Raw genomic sequence first — 14,818 nt, forward strand, 5'->3', positions numbered from 1 at the left:
GCCACGGCGGCGATCCGGCGCAACCCGCGCCTGCGGCCGCGTGGCGGTGCAGGGGCGGCGGCCGGCCCGGAGAGGGTTGCGGTGACGCCGAGTTCGGTCGCTGCAACGCCGACCGGGGCCAAAGCGGCCTGCGGCGCAGTGGAATCGGTAGCGATGGGGTCGAGGTGGGCGTTCACTGGCGGAACCTCCGGAAGTGCAGGCGCCCGCGTTCGGGCAGCAGGGCGTCGAGGATGTCGTCGGCGAGGATGCGGCCCAGAGGGCGTCCGTCCTCGCCGACCACCAGGAGGGAGGACTTGCGAGCGGCCATCAGCTGGTCGGCGGCCTGGGCGAGCCGGGTGTCCGGGGTGAGCGTCACCGGCGCACCGAACTGGGCCAGCCAGTCTGCCAGCTCGGAGATTCGGGTGGAGTCCTCGGCCACCGCCAGCTCGAACAGCGGCACGTCGGCTACCAGCCGTCCGGCGGCGTCGAGCACCACCACGGCGTCGATCTCGGCGCGGTGCTCTGCCTGGGCGGCAAGGTCGGCCCGGACTTCCGAAACGGTCTGTTCCAGCCGGACCGTGACCAGCCGGGTCGTCATGGCGCCACCGGCGGTGCCCTCGCGGTGGGAGAGGAGGTCTCGGAGCTCGGCGGCCTCCTCGCTGGGCATCCGCTCCAGCAGACTCTCCCGTTCACGGGGCGCCAGATCGCGCAGCGCGTCGGCGGCTTCGTCGGGCTCCATCGCATCGACCAGCCGTGCGGCATGCTCCGGCTGGGCCTCGCGGAGCAGGTTCTCGAGCTCGGCCGGCACCATTTCCTCCAGAGCGTCCGCGGCCTGCTCCGGCTCCAACCAGCCCAGGAGTTCCTGGCGTTCGCTGCGGCCGAGGTCCTCCAGGATGTCGGCCAGATCGGCGGGGCGGAGCCGGTGCAAGGCGGAGCGTGAGGCACGCAACCGGACTTCCGTGGGGCCGTCGGTGGCCTGCTCGCCGAACGGAGCGACAGACTGCCAGTCCAGGACGCGCTCCGGCGTCGGTCGGACCTGCCAACGGCGCGGGCCGAGTCGGCGCAGCAGCGTCGGCAGCGAGACGTCCACCCCGACCAGGACCACCCGGCCCACCAGCGGGGCCAGGTACAGATCGGCGGCCCTGGTCACCTGGACGCCGTCCACATCGACGAGTTGGTGGTCCAGCACGTCGCGGGCCAGCAGCACCTCACCGGGACGGCGCTGGAAGTCCCGCAGGTCGACCCGGGAGGCGCGCAACCGGACCTGTCCGGCCGTGAGACGTCCGATCGCATTCGCCGGGAGGAAGGCCCGGCGACGTCCGATCCGCAGGATCAGACCGGTCATCGGTGGATACGGCTCCGGGCCGTACAGCCGGGCGACCACATCGGTGAGCCGTCCGACCTCCGCGCCCGCCTGATTGGTGACGGACGCTCCGATCAGCCCGGCCAAGGAGACAAGGGAGGAACGCACCGCACGGCCGGCGGTGGCGCGGTGGCCCAGACCGGTCCGGCGATCGCGGAGCCTGGAAGAAGTCGAATTGAAAAGTGTGTTGGTGGCCATGGCGAACACCCCTCTGCCCCGGCGAGGCGGGGCCGACGGGCGATTCGAGACAGCTCCTCATGAGTGCCGGTCAACTTCCGCGACCAGGTCCCAGTTCGGCCTGGCGGAAACGGCTCGGCCGGGTGCGGTGGGCTCCGGGGTGGCCCGGTCGCGGGCGGTTCACCGAGCGGGCCGACGGCAGCGGACCGCCGAGCGCCCCACAGCAGGCGGCACGAAGCCGTGGCGGAGCCCATGGCGAGGCCGGACCCGACCGGGCCGGACCGCAGCCAGGCGCAGCCACGGACCGGGCATGCCGGAGGACGGCGGACCGCGGCCGGGTACCAGCGGCGCTCGACCGAGCAGGGTCACGGAATCAGTGAAGGAGGAACTGTCTCAAACCGCAGAAAAACGGCGAGGACGAATCGGGAAGGGGCTGACTGTGCCCCGGACTACTGCAGTCCATCTCGCCTCCTCCCGATTCTGACCAGCGAGTCCCACTCGCGGCCGCGCGGCAGGCGACCAGGCCACGACGGCCCGGCGCACCCCAACTCGTCAGAGCTTTGGCACTCCACGGCGTGTCCCCAGGTCAGGGGAAGCCACTTGGGATCACCCCTTGGGCCGGGGAGACCTGTCCTGATCCGGAGCGTCTCTCGACGGGTGGGATCAGTGGCCTGTGTCCGTGAAGACGCCTCACCGAACGAGGTGTCTGTCCTGTGCGACCAGGATAGGGCCACCGCCACCCCCGCAACCCCATGCTTGACCAGGGTTTGACCCCAACGTGGTCGGACCTGGGGAAATGGCGGACACGGGCCGACCGGCCGAAGGGAGAACTCGGGGCGCGCACGGGGGCGGTGGAGGTGGCCGGATGGGCGGGGGTTGTGGCTGAACCGCAATGCGCCGCGTGGGACAGGCGTCAATGTTGACCGGAGATGATGACCGACATGGGGGAGAGGGGGATCGACGTGAAGGAAACGTCGGTGCGCAACGGGTACGTCGACCTATTGCGGGCGGCGGCGATCGTCCTGGTGGTGGTCGGGCATTGGCTGATCACCGCACTGGAACGGGCGCCCGACGGATCGTTGGCGGCACCCGAGTTGATGGCCGTCGTGCCATGGACCCAGTGGCTGACGCTGGTCTTCCAGATCATGCCGGTGTTCTTCCTGGCCGGTGGCTACGCGGCGGCCGGTTCCTGGAGCGCCTGCCGCGCCGAGGGCGGTACTGCGGCCGGGTGGATCCGCGGGCGGGCCTTGAGGTTGCTGATGCCGACCGGTCCGTACCTGGTCCTGGCGCTGGGCGGGCTGTTGATCGCGGCAGCGTTCAGAGCCGATCCGGTGCTGCTGAGGATGATCGGCTGGGCGCTGGCCATGCAGTTCTGGTTCCTGCCGGTCTACTTGATGATCAGCGCCCTGACACCGTGGTTGTACGCGCTGCACCGGCGGTGGGGTCTGAGCGCCGTCGCGGTGACGGCCGTCGCGGCTGTCGGCGTCGATCTGGTGGTTCTCGGGGTGGACATGGAGTGGGCGGGGCGGGCCGGTCTGCTGAACTACCTGCTGGTGTGGACGGTCTCGTACCAACTCGGATTCGACTGGAAGGACGGCGGGGTGACAACTCGGCCGTGGTTCGGTGCCGTTCTGGCCGTGGGCGGCGCGGCAGGCTACGCGGCGCTGGTGGAGTTCGGACCGTTCCCGGTCAGCCTGGTGCTGGTCACCGGGGAGGAGGTGTCCAACACCAACCCGCCCTCGCTCGCCATGCTGGCGTGGCTGGTCGCCCAGTGCGGGCTCTGTCTGCTGCTGGCTCCGCGCGCGGAGCGGGCGTTGCGGTCGGCGCGCCGCAGGCGGTTCGTCGAACCGCTCGGCCGGGTCAGCATGACGCTCTACCTGTGGCACATGGTGCCGGTCCTCGGTGCCGGCGCCGCGTTCTACCTGACCGACCTGGCCCCCGAGCCGGAGGTGGGCTCGGGAGCCTGGTGGGCCTGGCGGCCGGGCTGGATCCTGGTGCTGGCCGCACTGTTCTGCCTACTGCTGCTGGCCCTGCGGCCGGTGGACGGCCTGCTGATACGCCTGGCCCGGCGGGCCCGGCCACAGGCCGCGATCACCGGGGCGTGGCGGACGCTCCTGCTGACCGTCGGCCTGGCCGCCACCGTCTGGGCGCTGGCGCACTGGGCCGTGCAGGGCCTTGCCTGGGGTGGGTCGCCGGACTGGCCGACAACGCTGGCCTTCGGCGCCGGGGCGGCACTGGTCGGCGCTGCCGCCACCCGGCGGGCAGCGGCGGAGACGACGGATATGGCTGCGCGGGCCGGGAGTTGATCGACGTCAGGACTCGAGCGGGAGGCGGAACTCGATGGAGCGGTGCGTGGTGCGGTAACCGAGGGCCTGGTTCACGGCAATCATGCCGGCGTTGTGGTCGGCGGTGTCGGTGAGGAGGCCGGTGATCTCCGGCTGCTCGGTGCGCGCCCAGCGGATGGCCTCGGCCTTCATGGCCCGGGCGAGACCCCGTCGGCGATGGGCGGGCATCACACCGGTGCCGTAGTGCTGGGCGTTGCCGGAGCGGTCGGCGGGGAGGACGAGTTCGGTGAAACCGACGATGCTGCCGGTGGCCTCCTCGACCACGGCGACGGTGTGCAGGAGTTCACCTCGGTCCTCAACGGCCTTCTCGGCCGCGAGGACCCGGGCTTCGTCCCAGACGACCACGCCGAAATCGGTGTCACCCATCGGCGTGTCGTCCATGGCGGTGCGCGAAACGGTGAAGGTGGCCAGCCACTCGTCCGGGCAGCTGCCGAGCCACGAGATCAGCCGGTATCCGGGGTGGAGCGGCACCTCGGTGGCGGCCGGCGCAGAGGTGGGTGAGGTCAGGTCGAGCCGGGCGTAGTCGAGGGCCAGCGCCCGTCCGAAGCCCCGTGCGGTGAGGAAGGCATCGCCCGGGGATCCCTCAACCGCCTGGACGAGCATCGCCCGGCGGCCGTCCTCGCGGGCCGCCGCGGCGGCAGCGGACAGCAGCGCGGAGCCGACGCCGCGCCGGCGTTCGGCGGGGTGGACGTTCAGTGTCAGGGAGCACAGGTGGGCCTGGGCGGGGGAGATGAACAGTCCCAGAACGGCGGTTCCGAGCGGGGTGCCGTCAGGGGCGGACGCCAGCCAGGTGAGACGGCGGGTGAGCGGCGGTGGGACGGAATCGGTGAGGGCGGTCAGACGGAATGTCACGAGTGGTGGACTCCAGAGGGAGGGCGGGCGAGCAATGAGCGTGCATGCGGCACCGAAGCAGGTGAATCCGGCCGGTGCAAGCGATTTCCGGTCCGCTGCCGGTTGTCGAACCGGGCGCGGGGCTGTGGCAGCTGTGGCCTGTGGGCGGTTGGTACGGGGGATGTCGCGGCGGATCAAAGGAGGGCCGAGTGAAAGGAGTTGGTGACTGATGCTGCGTCATATTGCTTGGAAACGTGATGAGCTGACGATGAATCAGTTCGGATCGACACGCGCGCGGCCACTGGTGCGGGCAGGTCCAGGGCGGGATCATCGTCGCTGTGGTGGTCGGCGTCGCGGCAGCCGGACAGGGCTGCCGGGACGCACCCGGGGCGGCGAAGGTGGAGGGCGGATGACCGACGCGCGACTCACGGTGGAGCGCCTGCGCACTCTGGTGGCCGAAGGCGCCGTGGAGACCGTGGTGCTGGCCGTCACCGACATGCAGGGGCGGTTGCAGGGCAAGCGATTGGCGGCGGAGTACTTCCTGAACGAGGTGCTGGCCGGAGGCGCCGAGGGCTGCGGCTACCTGCTGGCGGTGGACGTGGAGATGAACACCGTGGACGGCTACGCGGTGTCCTCCTGGGAGAACGGCTATGGCGACCTGGTGTTCCGGCCCGACCTGACGACCCTGCGGATGGTGCCGTGGCACCCGGCCACCGCGATGGTGCAGTGCGACCTCGCCCACCAGGACGGCAGCCCGGTCGCGGTGTCGCCCCGCCAAGTGCTGCGCCGTCAGCTGGAGCGGCTCGCCGGGTACGGATGGCGGGCGTTCGCGGGTACCGAGCTGGAGTTCATGGTCTTCCGCGACAGCTACGAGCGGGCCTGGGAGAAGCACTACCAGGACCTGACGCCCGTCAACCAGTACAACGTGGACTACTCGATCCTCGGCACCGGACGGATCGAGCCGCTACTGCGCAGACTGCGTACGGGGATGGCGGGCGCCGGGCTGGTGGTGGAGTCGGCGAAGGGCGAGTGCAACCTCGGGCAGCACGAGATCGCCTTCCGCTACACCGACGCGCTGCGCTGCTGCGACGACCACGCCGTGTACAAGACCGGAGCGAAGGAGATCGCCGCACAGGAGGGCGTCAGTCTCACCTTCATGGCCAAGTACGACCAGCGGGAGGGCAATTCCTGCCACATCCACCTGAGCCTGCGGGACCAGCAGGGCCGCCCAGTGTTCCCCGGGAACGGCACGCAGGAGACGGACACGGAGACGGGGATCGAGGGCGGGCACGGGCAGCTGGGAGGGTTCTCCCGGACGATGGAACACTTCCTGGCGGGGCAGCTCGCCTGCCTCGGCGAGTTCGCGCTGCTGCTCGCGCCGACCGTCAACTCCTACAAGCGCTACGTGGCAGGCAGCTTCGCCCCGACCGCGATCGCCTGGGGCCGCGACAACCGGACGTGCGCGCTGCGGGTGGTCGGGCACGGCAGCTCCCTGCGGTTCGAGAACCGGGTGCCCGGCGGGGACGTCAACCCGTACCTGGCGGTGGCCGCACTGATCGCCGCCGGACTGCACGGGGTGGAGCACCAACTGCCGCTGGAGCCGGAATTCACCGGCAACGCCTACGCCTCCGACGCCCCACGCGTGCCGGCCACGCTCCGGGAGGCGATCGAGCTGTTCGACCGCAGCGAGGCCGCCACCGTGGCGTTCGGCAAGGACATGGTCGGGCACTACGCCCACGCGGGCCGGGTCGAACTCGCCGCCTACGACGCCGCGGTGACCGACTGGGAACGCCGCCGTGGCTTCGAGCGGCTGTAGGACGCGGACTCGTGGCCGCCACCACCGGACACCACCGCGTGGGCCCGGCCACCCGGACACCACACCACAGGAGAGCGCCGTGATCGACCAGCCCGATCCGTACCAGGTGGTCAACCCCGCCACCGAGGAGGTGATCGCCACCGTAGAGCTGGCCGGCATCGAGGCCACCGACGCCGCGATCGCCCGCGCCAAGGTCCCGTTCGAGAGCTGGCGGGCAGTCGCCCCGGGCGACCGGGCCCGGCTGCTGCGCCGCTTCGCCGCCGAAGTGGACGCCGACCGTGAGCACCTCGCCGCGCTGGAGGTCGCCAACGCGGGGCACACCATCGGCAATGCCCGGTGGGAGGCCGGCAACGCCCGCGACGTCATCGAGTACTACGCGGGCGCGCCGGAGCGGCTGTTCGGCCGGCAGATCCCGGTCGCCGGCGGCCTCGACGTCACCTTCCACGAGCCGCTCGGCGTGGTCGGCGTGATCGTCCCGTGGAACTTCCCGATGCCGATCGCCGCCTGGGCACTCGCGCCCGCCCTCGCCGCCGGCAACACGGTGATCGTCAAACCCGCCGAGGCGACCCCGCTGACCGCGCTGCGCCTCGGCGAACTCGCCCTGCGCGCGGGGCTGCCGGAGGGCGTGCTGCAGATCCTGCCCGGCCGCGGGCCGGTGGTCGGGCAGCGGTTCGTCACCCACCCGGATGTCCGCAAGGTGGTGTTCACCGGCTCCACGGCCGTCGGCAGGTCCGTGATGGCCGGCTGCGCCGCGCAGGTCAAACCCGTGACGCTGGAGCTCGGCGGCAAGAGCGCCAACATCGTGTTCGCCGACGCCGACCTGGACAAGGCCGCCGCCACCGCCCCGTACGCGGTGTTCGACAACGCGGGGCAGGACTGCTGCGCCCGCTCCCGGATCCTGGTCGAGGCGAGCGTGTACGAGGCGTTCATGGCCCGGCTGGAGACCGCTGTGCGGGCGGTGCGGGTCGGTGACCCGGGCGACGATAAGACCGAGATGGGCCCGCTGATCTCGGCCGCGCACCGGCAGCGGGTCGCCTCGTACGTGGACGGCGACATCGAGGTGGCGTTCCGCGGCAGCGCCCCGGAGGGGCCCGGATTCTGGTATCCGCCGACGGTGCTCGCCCCCATCGCGCCCGACCACCGGGCGTTCACCGAGGAGGTGTTCGGGCCGGTGGTCGCGGTGGTGCCGTTCCGCGGCGAGAGCGACGCGGTACGGATCGCCAACACCACCGAGTACGGCCTGTCCGGCTCGATCTGGACCCGCGACGTGGGCCGGGCACTGCGCGTCGCCCGCGCCGTCGAGGCGGGCAACCTGTCCGTCAACTCGCACTCCTCGGTGCGGTACTGGACGCCGTTCGGCGGTTTCAAACAGTCCGGCCTGGGCCGCGAGCTCGGCCCCGACGCCCTGCACGCCTTCACCGAGACCAAGAACGTCTTCATCGCGACGGAGGAATGAACCCCATGACCAAGCGACTCGACGGCCGGGTGGCCGTCGTCACCGGCGCGGGCAGCGGCATCGGCCTGGCCACCGTGCGCAGGTTCGCCGCCGAAGGGGCGAAGGTGGTGTGCGCCGACATCGACGAGGAAACCGGCGCCAAGGCCGCCAACGAGGTCGGCGGCCTGTTCGTGCGCACCGACGTGAGCGACGAGGAGCAGGTCCGGGTGCTGTTCGACACCGCCGTCGAGCACTACGGCAGCCTGGACGTGGCGTTCAACAACGCCGGAATCTCGCCGCCCGACGACGACTCGATCCTGGTGACCGGGCTGGAGGAGTGGAAGCGCGTCCAGGACGTCAACCTGACCTCCGTCTACCTGTGCTGCAAGTACGCGATCGGGCACATGCGGCGCCAGGGCAAGGGCTCGATCATCAACACCGCGTCCTTCGTGGCGGTCATGGGCGCCGCCACCTCGCAGATCTCCTACAGCGCCTCCAAGGGCGGGGTGCTGTCGATGAGCCGCGAGCTGGGCGTCGAGTTCGCACGCGAGGGGATCCGGGTCAACGCGCTGTGCCCGGGGCCGGTCAACACCCCGCTGCTGCAGGAGTTGTTCGCCAAGGACCCGGAGCGGGCCGCCCGCCGCCTGGTGCACATCCCGCTCGGCCGGTTCGCCGAGCCCGAGGAGATCGCCGCCGCCGTCGCCTTCCTGGCCAGCGACGACTCCTCCTTCATGACCGCGAACACCTTCCTGGTGGACGGCGGCATCTCCGGCGCCTACGTCACCCCGCTCTAGCCGACGCGGGCTCAACGGGACGGCCGGGCGGGTCGCGAGGACACCGCCCGGCCGTTCAACGCTGAGCCGTTCGACCCTGGTTCAAGCCTGAGTCGTTCTGCTACGAGCCGTTCCGGCCCGGCAGGGCGGCACCGGCACTGTTCACTCCGCGGAGAAGGCGTCCCCGCCGATCGCGGCGGCGCTGCCGCCCAGGGAGGCCGCATCGCCCTCGACGCCCAGCGCGTCGCCGCCCGCGGCGAAGGCGTCGCCCCCGAGCGCGGCGGCGTTGCCGCCCAGTGCGGCGGCGTCGCCGTCGATGGCCAGCGCGTTGCCGCGGACGGCCCAGGCGTCGCCTTCGACCGCCACCGCGTCGCCGTCGATCGCCAGCGCGTCGCCGCCGAAGGCGATCGCTCCGTGCGGGTGGTGGTGGTGTCCGTGCGGGTGGTGCTCGTGCGCGGACGCGGTGCCCGCGGCACCGAACAGGGCGAGCCCGGTGAGGATGGTGGCGGTGGTGAGCTTGGCAATGCTGGAACGCATCAAGTCCTCCATGGTTGGCGCCGATCGCGACCGATCGCGACCGATCCTGGAGGAGGGCCGACCCGTGGCGTGGGCCTCCGGCCGTGTCGTCACCCGTCCGGGGCAACGCCACTGCCGTGACGGGTGAGTGAGGTACCGCCGGATGCCGTACCGGGTTGACGGTCCGTCGATTCGCTTGTCGGACAAGGCAGTTGAAGTACCAAGCGGTATGACGATCGGATCAGCGGGCCGGGAGCTCCATCTCGAACCAGACCACCTTGCCGTCCCGGGTCGCCCGGCTACCCCAGCGGAGCGCCAACTCGTTGATCAGCTGCATGCCCCGGCCGCCCTCCTCGTGCGGACCCGACGGCCGCAGCCGCGGCTCCCGGCTGTCCGCGTCCGACACCTCCACCGTCAGCAACGCACCACGGAACACCCGCAGTTGCAGCGGCGAACCGGCATGAACCAGGGCGTTCGTCAACAACTCGCCGGTCAGCAGCACCACCGGCTCCACCAGCGAGGTCAGGCCCCAGCCCGTCAGCGTCCGCCGGGTGAACTCCCGGGCGTGCCGCAGCAGCGCCGGGTCGCCGGACAGCGGCAGCGTCGCCAGCCGGTCCTCGCCGACCGGACCCGCGTGCGCCATGATGACCGCCACGTCGTCCTGCCCCAGCGTCGCGCCGAGCGCGTCCAGCACCACATCGCAGCCCCGCTCCAAGGTGCCCTGACGGTGAGTAACAGTCGAGCGCAGCAACTCCAGGCCCTCGTCCAGGTCCTGGCCGCGCCGCTCCACCAGACCGTCCGTGTACAGCACCAGCAGCCCGTCCTTACGCAGCGGGAACCGGATCGACTCGAACGGCACCCCGCCCACGCCCAACGGCGCCCCCGGCGGCGGCTGCACCAGCCGCGCCTGCCCGTCGCGCTCGGACACCACCGGCGGCAGATGCCCGGCCGAGGCGAGGATGCACTCCTCGTCCACCGGGTCGAACACCGCGCACACACAGGTCGCGAACTGGCCCTCGCCGAGCTGCGCCGTCGCATCGTCCAGCCGGCGCAGCACCCGCGCCGGATCCAGGTCCAGCGTCACCAGCGTGCGCGCCACCGTGCGCAGTTGGCCCATGGTGGCGGCCGCCCGGATGCCGTGGCCCATCACGTCGCCGACGATCAGCGCCACCCGGCCGCCGGTCAGCGGCACCACGTCGAACCAGTCGCCGCCGATCTCGTCGCCCACCGTCGAGGGCAGATAGCGGTGCGCGATCTCCAACCCCGGTGTGAGGTGCACGTCCTGCGGCAGCAGGCTGCGCTGCAGGGTGAGCGCGGTGTCCCGCTCGCGCCGGTACAGCCGGGCGTTGTCGATGCACACCGCCGCCCGCGCCGCCAACTCCTCGCCGAGCGCCAGGTCGGCCGCCGTGAACGCCTCCGGATTGGCCATCCGCGCGAACTCCACTCCGCCCAGCACCTGCCCGCGCGCCAGCAGCGGCACCATCAAATACGAGTGCAGGCCCGCGTCCAGACTGGGCTGGACCCGCTCCGGGTAGGTGACGATCCGCCGCAACGCGAACTCGTCCACGTGCGGCACCAGCACCGACCGGCCGGTACGCATCGCCTGCGCGTACAGGTGCGCGGAACGCGACGCCCCACCGACCTCGTCGGCCGCGTTCACGAGCTTGGCGCGGGCACCCTCGCCGTCGTCGGCCCGCTCACCGACCGCGACCGCGCGCAGCAGCACCGAACCCGACTCGGGCACCGGCTCCGGGTCCTCGTCCGCCATCACCGCCTCACGGATGTCGACGGTGACGAAGTCCGCGAAGCGGGGGATCACCACGTCCACCAGTTCTTGCGCGGTCAGGTGTAGATCCAGCGTGGTGCCGATCCGGGTGGACGCCTCGTTCAGCAGGGCCAGCCGCTGCTGGGCGGTCTCGGCGGCCTCCAGCGCGCGCTGGCGCTGCTCGGCGGCGTCCCGCTCCCGGGTGTACAGCAGCGCGTTGTCGATCGACACCGCCGCCCTGCCCGACAGCTCCGCCGCCAGCGCCACGTCCGCCTCGTCGTACGGGGCCGCGGTGTGCGCGCGCAGGAACGTCGCGGTGCCGAGCGCCGAGCCGCGGGCGATCAGCGGCACCACCATGAACGACCGCACCCCCTGCTCCCGGATCGCGGCGCCGCGCACCGGATCGTCGGTGAACCACTTCATCGCGGGGGCGTCGGTCTGCGGCACCAGCACCGGCCGGCTGTGCGCCAGCGCCCAGGCGTCCGGGGTGCTCGGATGGAAACGCCGCACCGTGCCGACCGGGGCGATCGGCCACATTCCGCTGTCGGGGACGGTGTGGAACGCCAGCCGGCGCAGCACCGCGGACCGGTCGGAGCGGTCCGGCAGCACCACGGCCTCGCCGCGCACCATGGACTCCAGCACCTCGACCACCACGGCGTCGGCCAGCCGCGGCGTCGCCGTCTCGGCCAGCTCCCGGGCGGTGGTGGCCAGGTCCAGCGTGGTGCCGATCCGTGCGGACGCGTCGTTCAGCAGCGCCAGCCGCTGCTGGGCGGCGTCGACGGCGATCTCCGCCTCGAAGCGGTCGGTGATGTCCACGACCGTCACGCACACCCCGAGCACCGTGCCGTCCGGCTCGTCCAGCCGGAAACACGCCACCGACCAGGCGTGTTCGCGCTCCGGGTCGGCCGGCGTCCAGCCGTGGGTGCGGGCGTCCAGCACCGCCCGGCCGTCGGCCAGCACCTTCATCATCATCGCCTCGACCTGCTGGCCGTCGATGGCGGGCAGCACCTCGGTCAGGCGCCGCCGCACGCTCTTCTGCCGGGGCACTCCGTTGATCCGGGCCAGCGCCTCGTTCAGGCGGACGAAGCGCAGCTCGGTGTCGAACACCGCCATGCCGACCGGGGACTGGGTGAAGAAACCGTCCAGCACCGCCAGGTCGGAGGCCAGCCGGCGCACCGCGCTGACGTCGGAGGCCACCGCCAGCACCATCGGGGTGCCGTCCGGGCCGAGGATCGGGAAAGCGCGGAACTCCAGCCGCACCAGATGCCCGTCCCGGTGCCGCACCGGGAAGACCCCCGAGAACGGGCGGCCCTCGAGGATCCGGGAGAACAGTTCCAGCACCTCCGGACGCCGGTCCGCCCCCACCAGCAGGTCCGCGGCGCGGGCGCCCACCGCCGCCGCGGCGGGAAAACCGAGCAGCGTCTCCGCGTCCGGGCTCCAGTGCAGGATCCGGCCGTCGGACGCGACCAGCGCCGTCGCCACCGGAATGGCCAGCAGGCCGTCGGGCAGCTGCGCACCGCCCTCCGCCAGCGGAGAGGTGGCGCGGATCCGGTGACTACCCTGCTTGTCGGTGTCCATCTGGCCACCTGCCGTTCCGGGGGCGGGTACCGCCCTGCCATCGTCGCATGCCGGGCCGCCCGCGCCCAGACGGGTGAGCGACCGCTATCGTGGGCCGGATGGACACCCGTCGGACAGATCCCCAGGTGGCGCCCGGTGGCGCGTAGGCCCCCCGCTCCCGTGAGCCCGCTGCCGCAGCGCGACGGCATTGACGCGGTCCACGTGCGGCTGCCCCTCGAAGGCCCCTGGCCGACCGTCCGCGCCTACCTGGAGGAGCGCTACGGCGCCGCCGCCGGGACCGGACGGATAGTGGCGATGCTCGACGCCGGTGAATTCGTCGGCACCGACGGGCCGATCGCCCCCGACACCTCCTACCGGCCCGGCGGCCACGTGTGGTTCCACCGTGAACCCGGGCCGCCCGAACCCGTGGTGCCGTTCCCCGTCGAGGTGCTGTACCGCGACGAGCGGATCGTGGTCGCCGACAAGCCGCACTTCCTCGCCACCACGCCGCGCGGCAGCCACGCCACCGAGACCGCGCTCGCCCGGCTGCGCCGCGACCTCGGCCTGCCCCAGCTCAGCCCCGCACACCGCCTGGACCGCCTCACCGCGGGCGTGGTGCTGTTCGTCGCCGACCCCGCCCGCCGGGGCGCCTACCAGGGACTGTTCGAACGGCGGGAGGCCGTCAAGACGTACGAGGCGATCGCCCGGCATGACCCCGCAGTGGCCCTGCCGACCACCGTGCGCAACCGGCTGGTCAAGGACCACGGCCGGCTGGACGCCTACCAGGTGCCGGGGGAGCCCAATGCGGAGAGCCGGGTCGAGCTGCTGGAGACCCGCGACGGTCTGGGACGCTACCGGCTCGCCCCGCGCACCGGCCGCACCCACCAGCTGCGGGTGCACATGAACGGCCTCGGCCTGCCGATCCTCGGCGACCCGATCTACCCTGAACTGCTGCCCGAACAGGACCCCGAGGACTACCGGCGTCCGCTCCAACTGCTGGCACGGTCGCTGGAGTTCACCGACCCCGTGGACGGCACCCGGCGGCGCTTCGTCAGCGGACGGGTGCTGGCGGCGTGGGCCGATCCGGCCGACTGGCACGGCTGACGGACCCTCGGGCCGACGGCGAACGCCTCCTTGTGCGCAGTGTATTGACGGCCAGTCTAATAACTTCTACCTTCGCGGCAGTGGCACCGTTCCACCCCGACCACCCTCGACTCCGCCCCACCGCGAAGGAGCCGGCATGCCGCCCCACCCCGCCGCCACCCCCGGCGCCCCCGACCGCGAGCGCACCGCCCCCGACCGGGAACGCACCGCCGAACGCCTGCTCGCCTCCTCCGCGAAGCTCTCGTTCAACCCGCTCAACGACGTCGACTGGGACGCTGCCCCCGTCCCCGGCGCCTACTACTGCCCGCCCCGCCACCTCTCCCTCTACGGCACCGATCTGTGGGAGCGGCTGACCGAGGACGAGCGCGTCGAACTCTCCAAGCACGAGGTCGCCTCGATAGCCAGCGTCGGCATCTGGTTCGAGGAGATCCTCATGCAGATGCTGCTGCGCCACGCCTTCGACCGGGACCCCACCAGCAACCACGTCCAGTACGCGCTCACCGAGATCGCGGACGAATGCCGGCACTCGATCATGTTCGCCCGAATGATCGCCAAAATGGGTGTCCCCGCGTACGGTGCGGGATTCGTCGCCCACAACCTCGGCCGGCTGTTCAAGGCGATCTCCACCCACAGCCAGACCTTCGGCGGCACCATGTACGTCGAAGAGATCCTGGACGCCTTCCAGCGCGAAATGATGAACGACGACACCGTCCAGCCGCTCACCCGGCAGGTCTCCCGGATCCACGTCATCGAAGAGTCCCGGCACATCACCTACGCCCGCGAGGAACTCGTCCGCAAGCGGCTCGGGCCGCTGCGACGGCGGTGGGAACAGCTGTTCCTCGGCGTGGTCATCTACTACGCCACCACCGCGCTGATCCACCCCCGGCTCTACGCCGCCGTCGGCATCGACCCGAAGATCGGCAAGGCCGTCGCCCGGGCCAACCCGCACTGGCGCACCACCAAGATCGAAATGGCGCAGAAGGTGATCGGCGTGCTGGACCGGGCCGGACTGGTCGGCCGCGCCAACCGCTGGCTGCTGCGCGCGGCCGGAGTGATCGCCTGAGCGGTTCGACGGCGGAGCAGGTCGCACAGTTGTGATCATTTGGTGGCGAGATGGGCTTCCGGTGATCGAGTGGCGCGGATACAGTGCGACGCAG

At 71.8% G+C, this 14,818-nt stretch carries 10 protein-coding genes and 1 riboswitch; of the genes, 6 read left to right on the top strand and 4 right to left on the bottom strand.

Going from position 1 to position 14,818, the window contains the following annotated elements; genetic code table 11:
• Positions 1-172: 172 nt before the first annotated feature.
• Positions 173-1,429: a magnesium transporter MgtE N-terminal domain-containing protein gene (locus tag ACFYST_RS14030; protein ID WP_387648057.1), complete on the bottom strand. Its 1,257-nt coding sequence runs from the start codon at positions 1,427-1,429 to the stop codon at positions 173-175.
• A gap of 626 nt (positions 1,430-2,055) precedes the next feature.
• A riboswitch (M-box (ykoK) riboswitch) is annotated at positions 2,056-2,228 on the bottom strand.
• Positions 2,229-2,460: 232 nt separating this feature from the next.
• Here ACFYST_RS14030 and ACFYST_RS14035 point away from each other — a divergent pair.
• Positions 2,461-3,825, top strand: a complete 1,365-nt coding sequence (locus ACFYST_RS14035) for an acyltransferase (RefSeq protein ID WP_387862016.1) — start codon at positions 2,461-2,463, stop codon at positions 3,823-3,825.
• A gap of 6 nt (positions 3,826-3,831) precedes the next feature.
• Here ACFYST_RS14035 and ACFYST_RS14040 read toward each other — a convergent pair whose 3' ends face one another.
• Complete coding sequence (locus ACFYST_RS14040; RefSeq protein WP_387862019.1) at positions 3,832-4,716, bottom strand: GNAT family N-acetyltransferase; 885 nt, start codon at positions 4,714-4,716, stop codon at positions 3,832-3,834.
• Between the two features lie 388 nt (positions 4,717-5,104).
• On the opposite strand from ACFYST_RS14040, the gene ACFYST_RS14045 reads away from it, so the two are divergent.
• From ACFYST_RS14045 to ACFYST_RS14055, 3 genes are all read left to right on the top strand, one after another.
• Positions 5,105-6,511, top strand: a complete 1,407-nt coding sequence (locus ACFYST_RS14045; RefSeq protein WP_387862021.1) for a glutamine synthetase family protein — start codon at positions 5,105-5,107, stop codon at positions 6,509-6,511.
• 79 nt (positions 6,512-6,590) lie between these two features.
• Positions 6,591-7,967, top strand: a complete 1,377-nt coding sequence (locus tag ACFYST_RS14050) for an aldehyde dehydrogenase family protein (RefSeq protein ID WP_387862023.1) — start codon at positions 6,591-6,593, stop codon at positions 7,965-7,967.
• The gene (locus tag ACFYST_RS14055) at positions 7,964-8,740 is read left to right on the top strand and encodes a 3-oxoacyl-ACP reductase (protein ID WP_387862025.1); all 777 of its coding nucleotides are present in this window, start codon (positions 7,964-7,966) and stop codon (positions 8,738-8,740) included. Before ACFYST_RS14050 ends, ACFYST_RS14055 begins: the two co-directional genes overlap by 4 nt.
• A gap of 141 nt (positions 8,741-8,881) precedes the next feature.
• Here the strand turns inward: ACFYST_RS14055 and ACFYST_RS14060 are convergent, their stop codons facing one another.
• Entirely contained in the window at positions 8,882-9,256 is a 375-nt protein-coding gene (locus tag ACFYST_RS14060) for a hypothetical protein (protein ID WP_387648040.1), read from the bottom strand.
• A 220-nt stretch (positions 9,257-9,476) separates the two neighbouring features.
• Positions 9,477-12,578 carry a SpoIIE family protein phosphatase gene (locus ACFYST_RS14065; protein ID WP_387862027.1) on the bottom strand — a complete coding sequence of 1,034 codons (3,102 nt, stop codon included), beginning with the start codon at positions 12,576-12,578 and terminating at the stop codon, positions 9,477-9,479.
• A 135-nt stretch (positions 12,579-12,713) separates the two neighbouring features.
• Here ACFYST_RS14065 and ACFYST_RS14070 point away from each other — a divergent pair, with 135 nt between their 5' ends.
• The gene (locus ACFYST_RS14070) at positions 12,714-13,661 is read left to right on the top strand and encodes a pseudouridine synthase (protein WP_387648034.1); all 948 of its coding nucleotides are present in this window, start codon (positions 12,714-12,716) and stop codon (positions 13,659-13,661) included.
• Between the two features lie 136 nt (positions 13,662-13,797).
• Positions 13,798-14,724 (top strand): diiron oxygenase, encoded by a 927-nt coding sequence (locus ACFYST_RS14075; protein ID WP_387862030.1) that lies wholly within the window; start codon positions 13,798-13,800, stop codon positions 14,722-14,724.
• The last annotated feature ends 94 nt before the right edge of the window (positions 14,725-14,818 follow it).

It is taken from the genome of Kitasatospora sp. NPDC004614 (assembly GCF_042873675.1).
In the GTDB taxonomy this organism is placed as follows: domain Bacteria; phylum Actinomycetota; class Actinomycetes; order Streptomycetales; family Streptomycetaceae; genus Kitasatospora.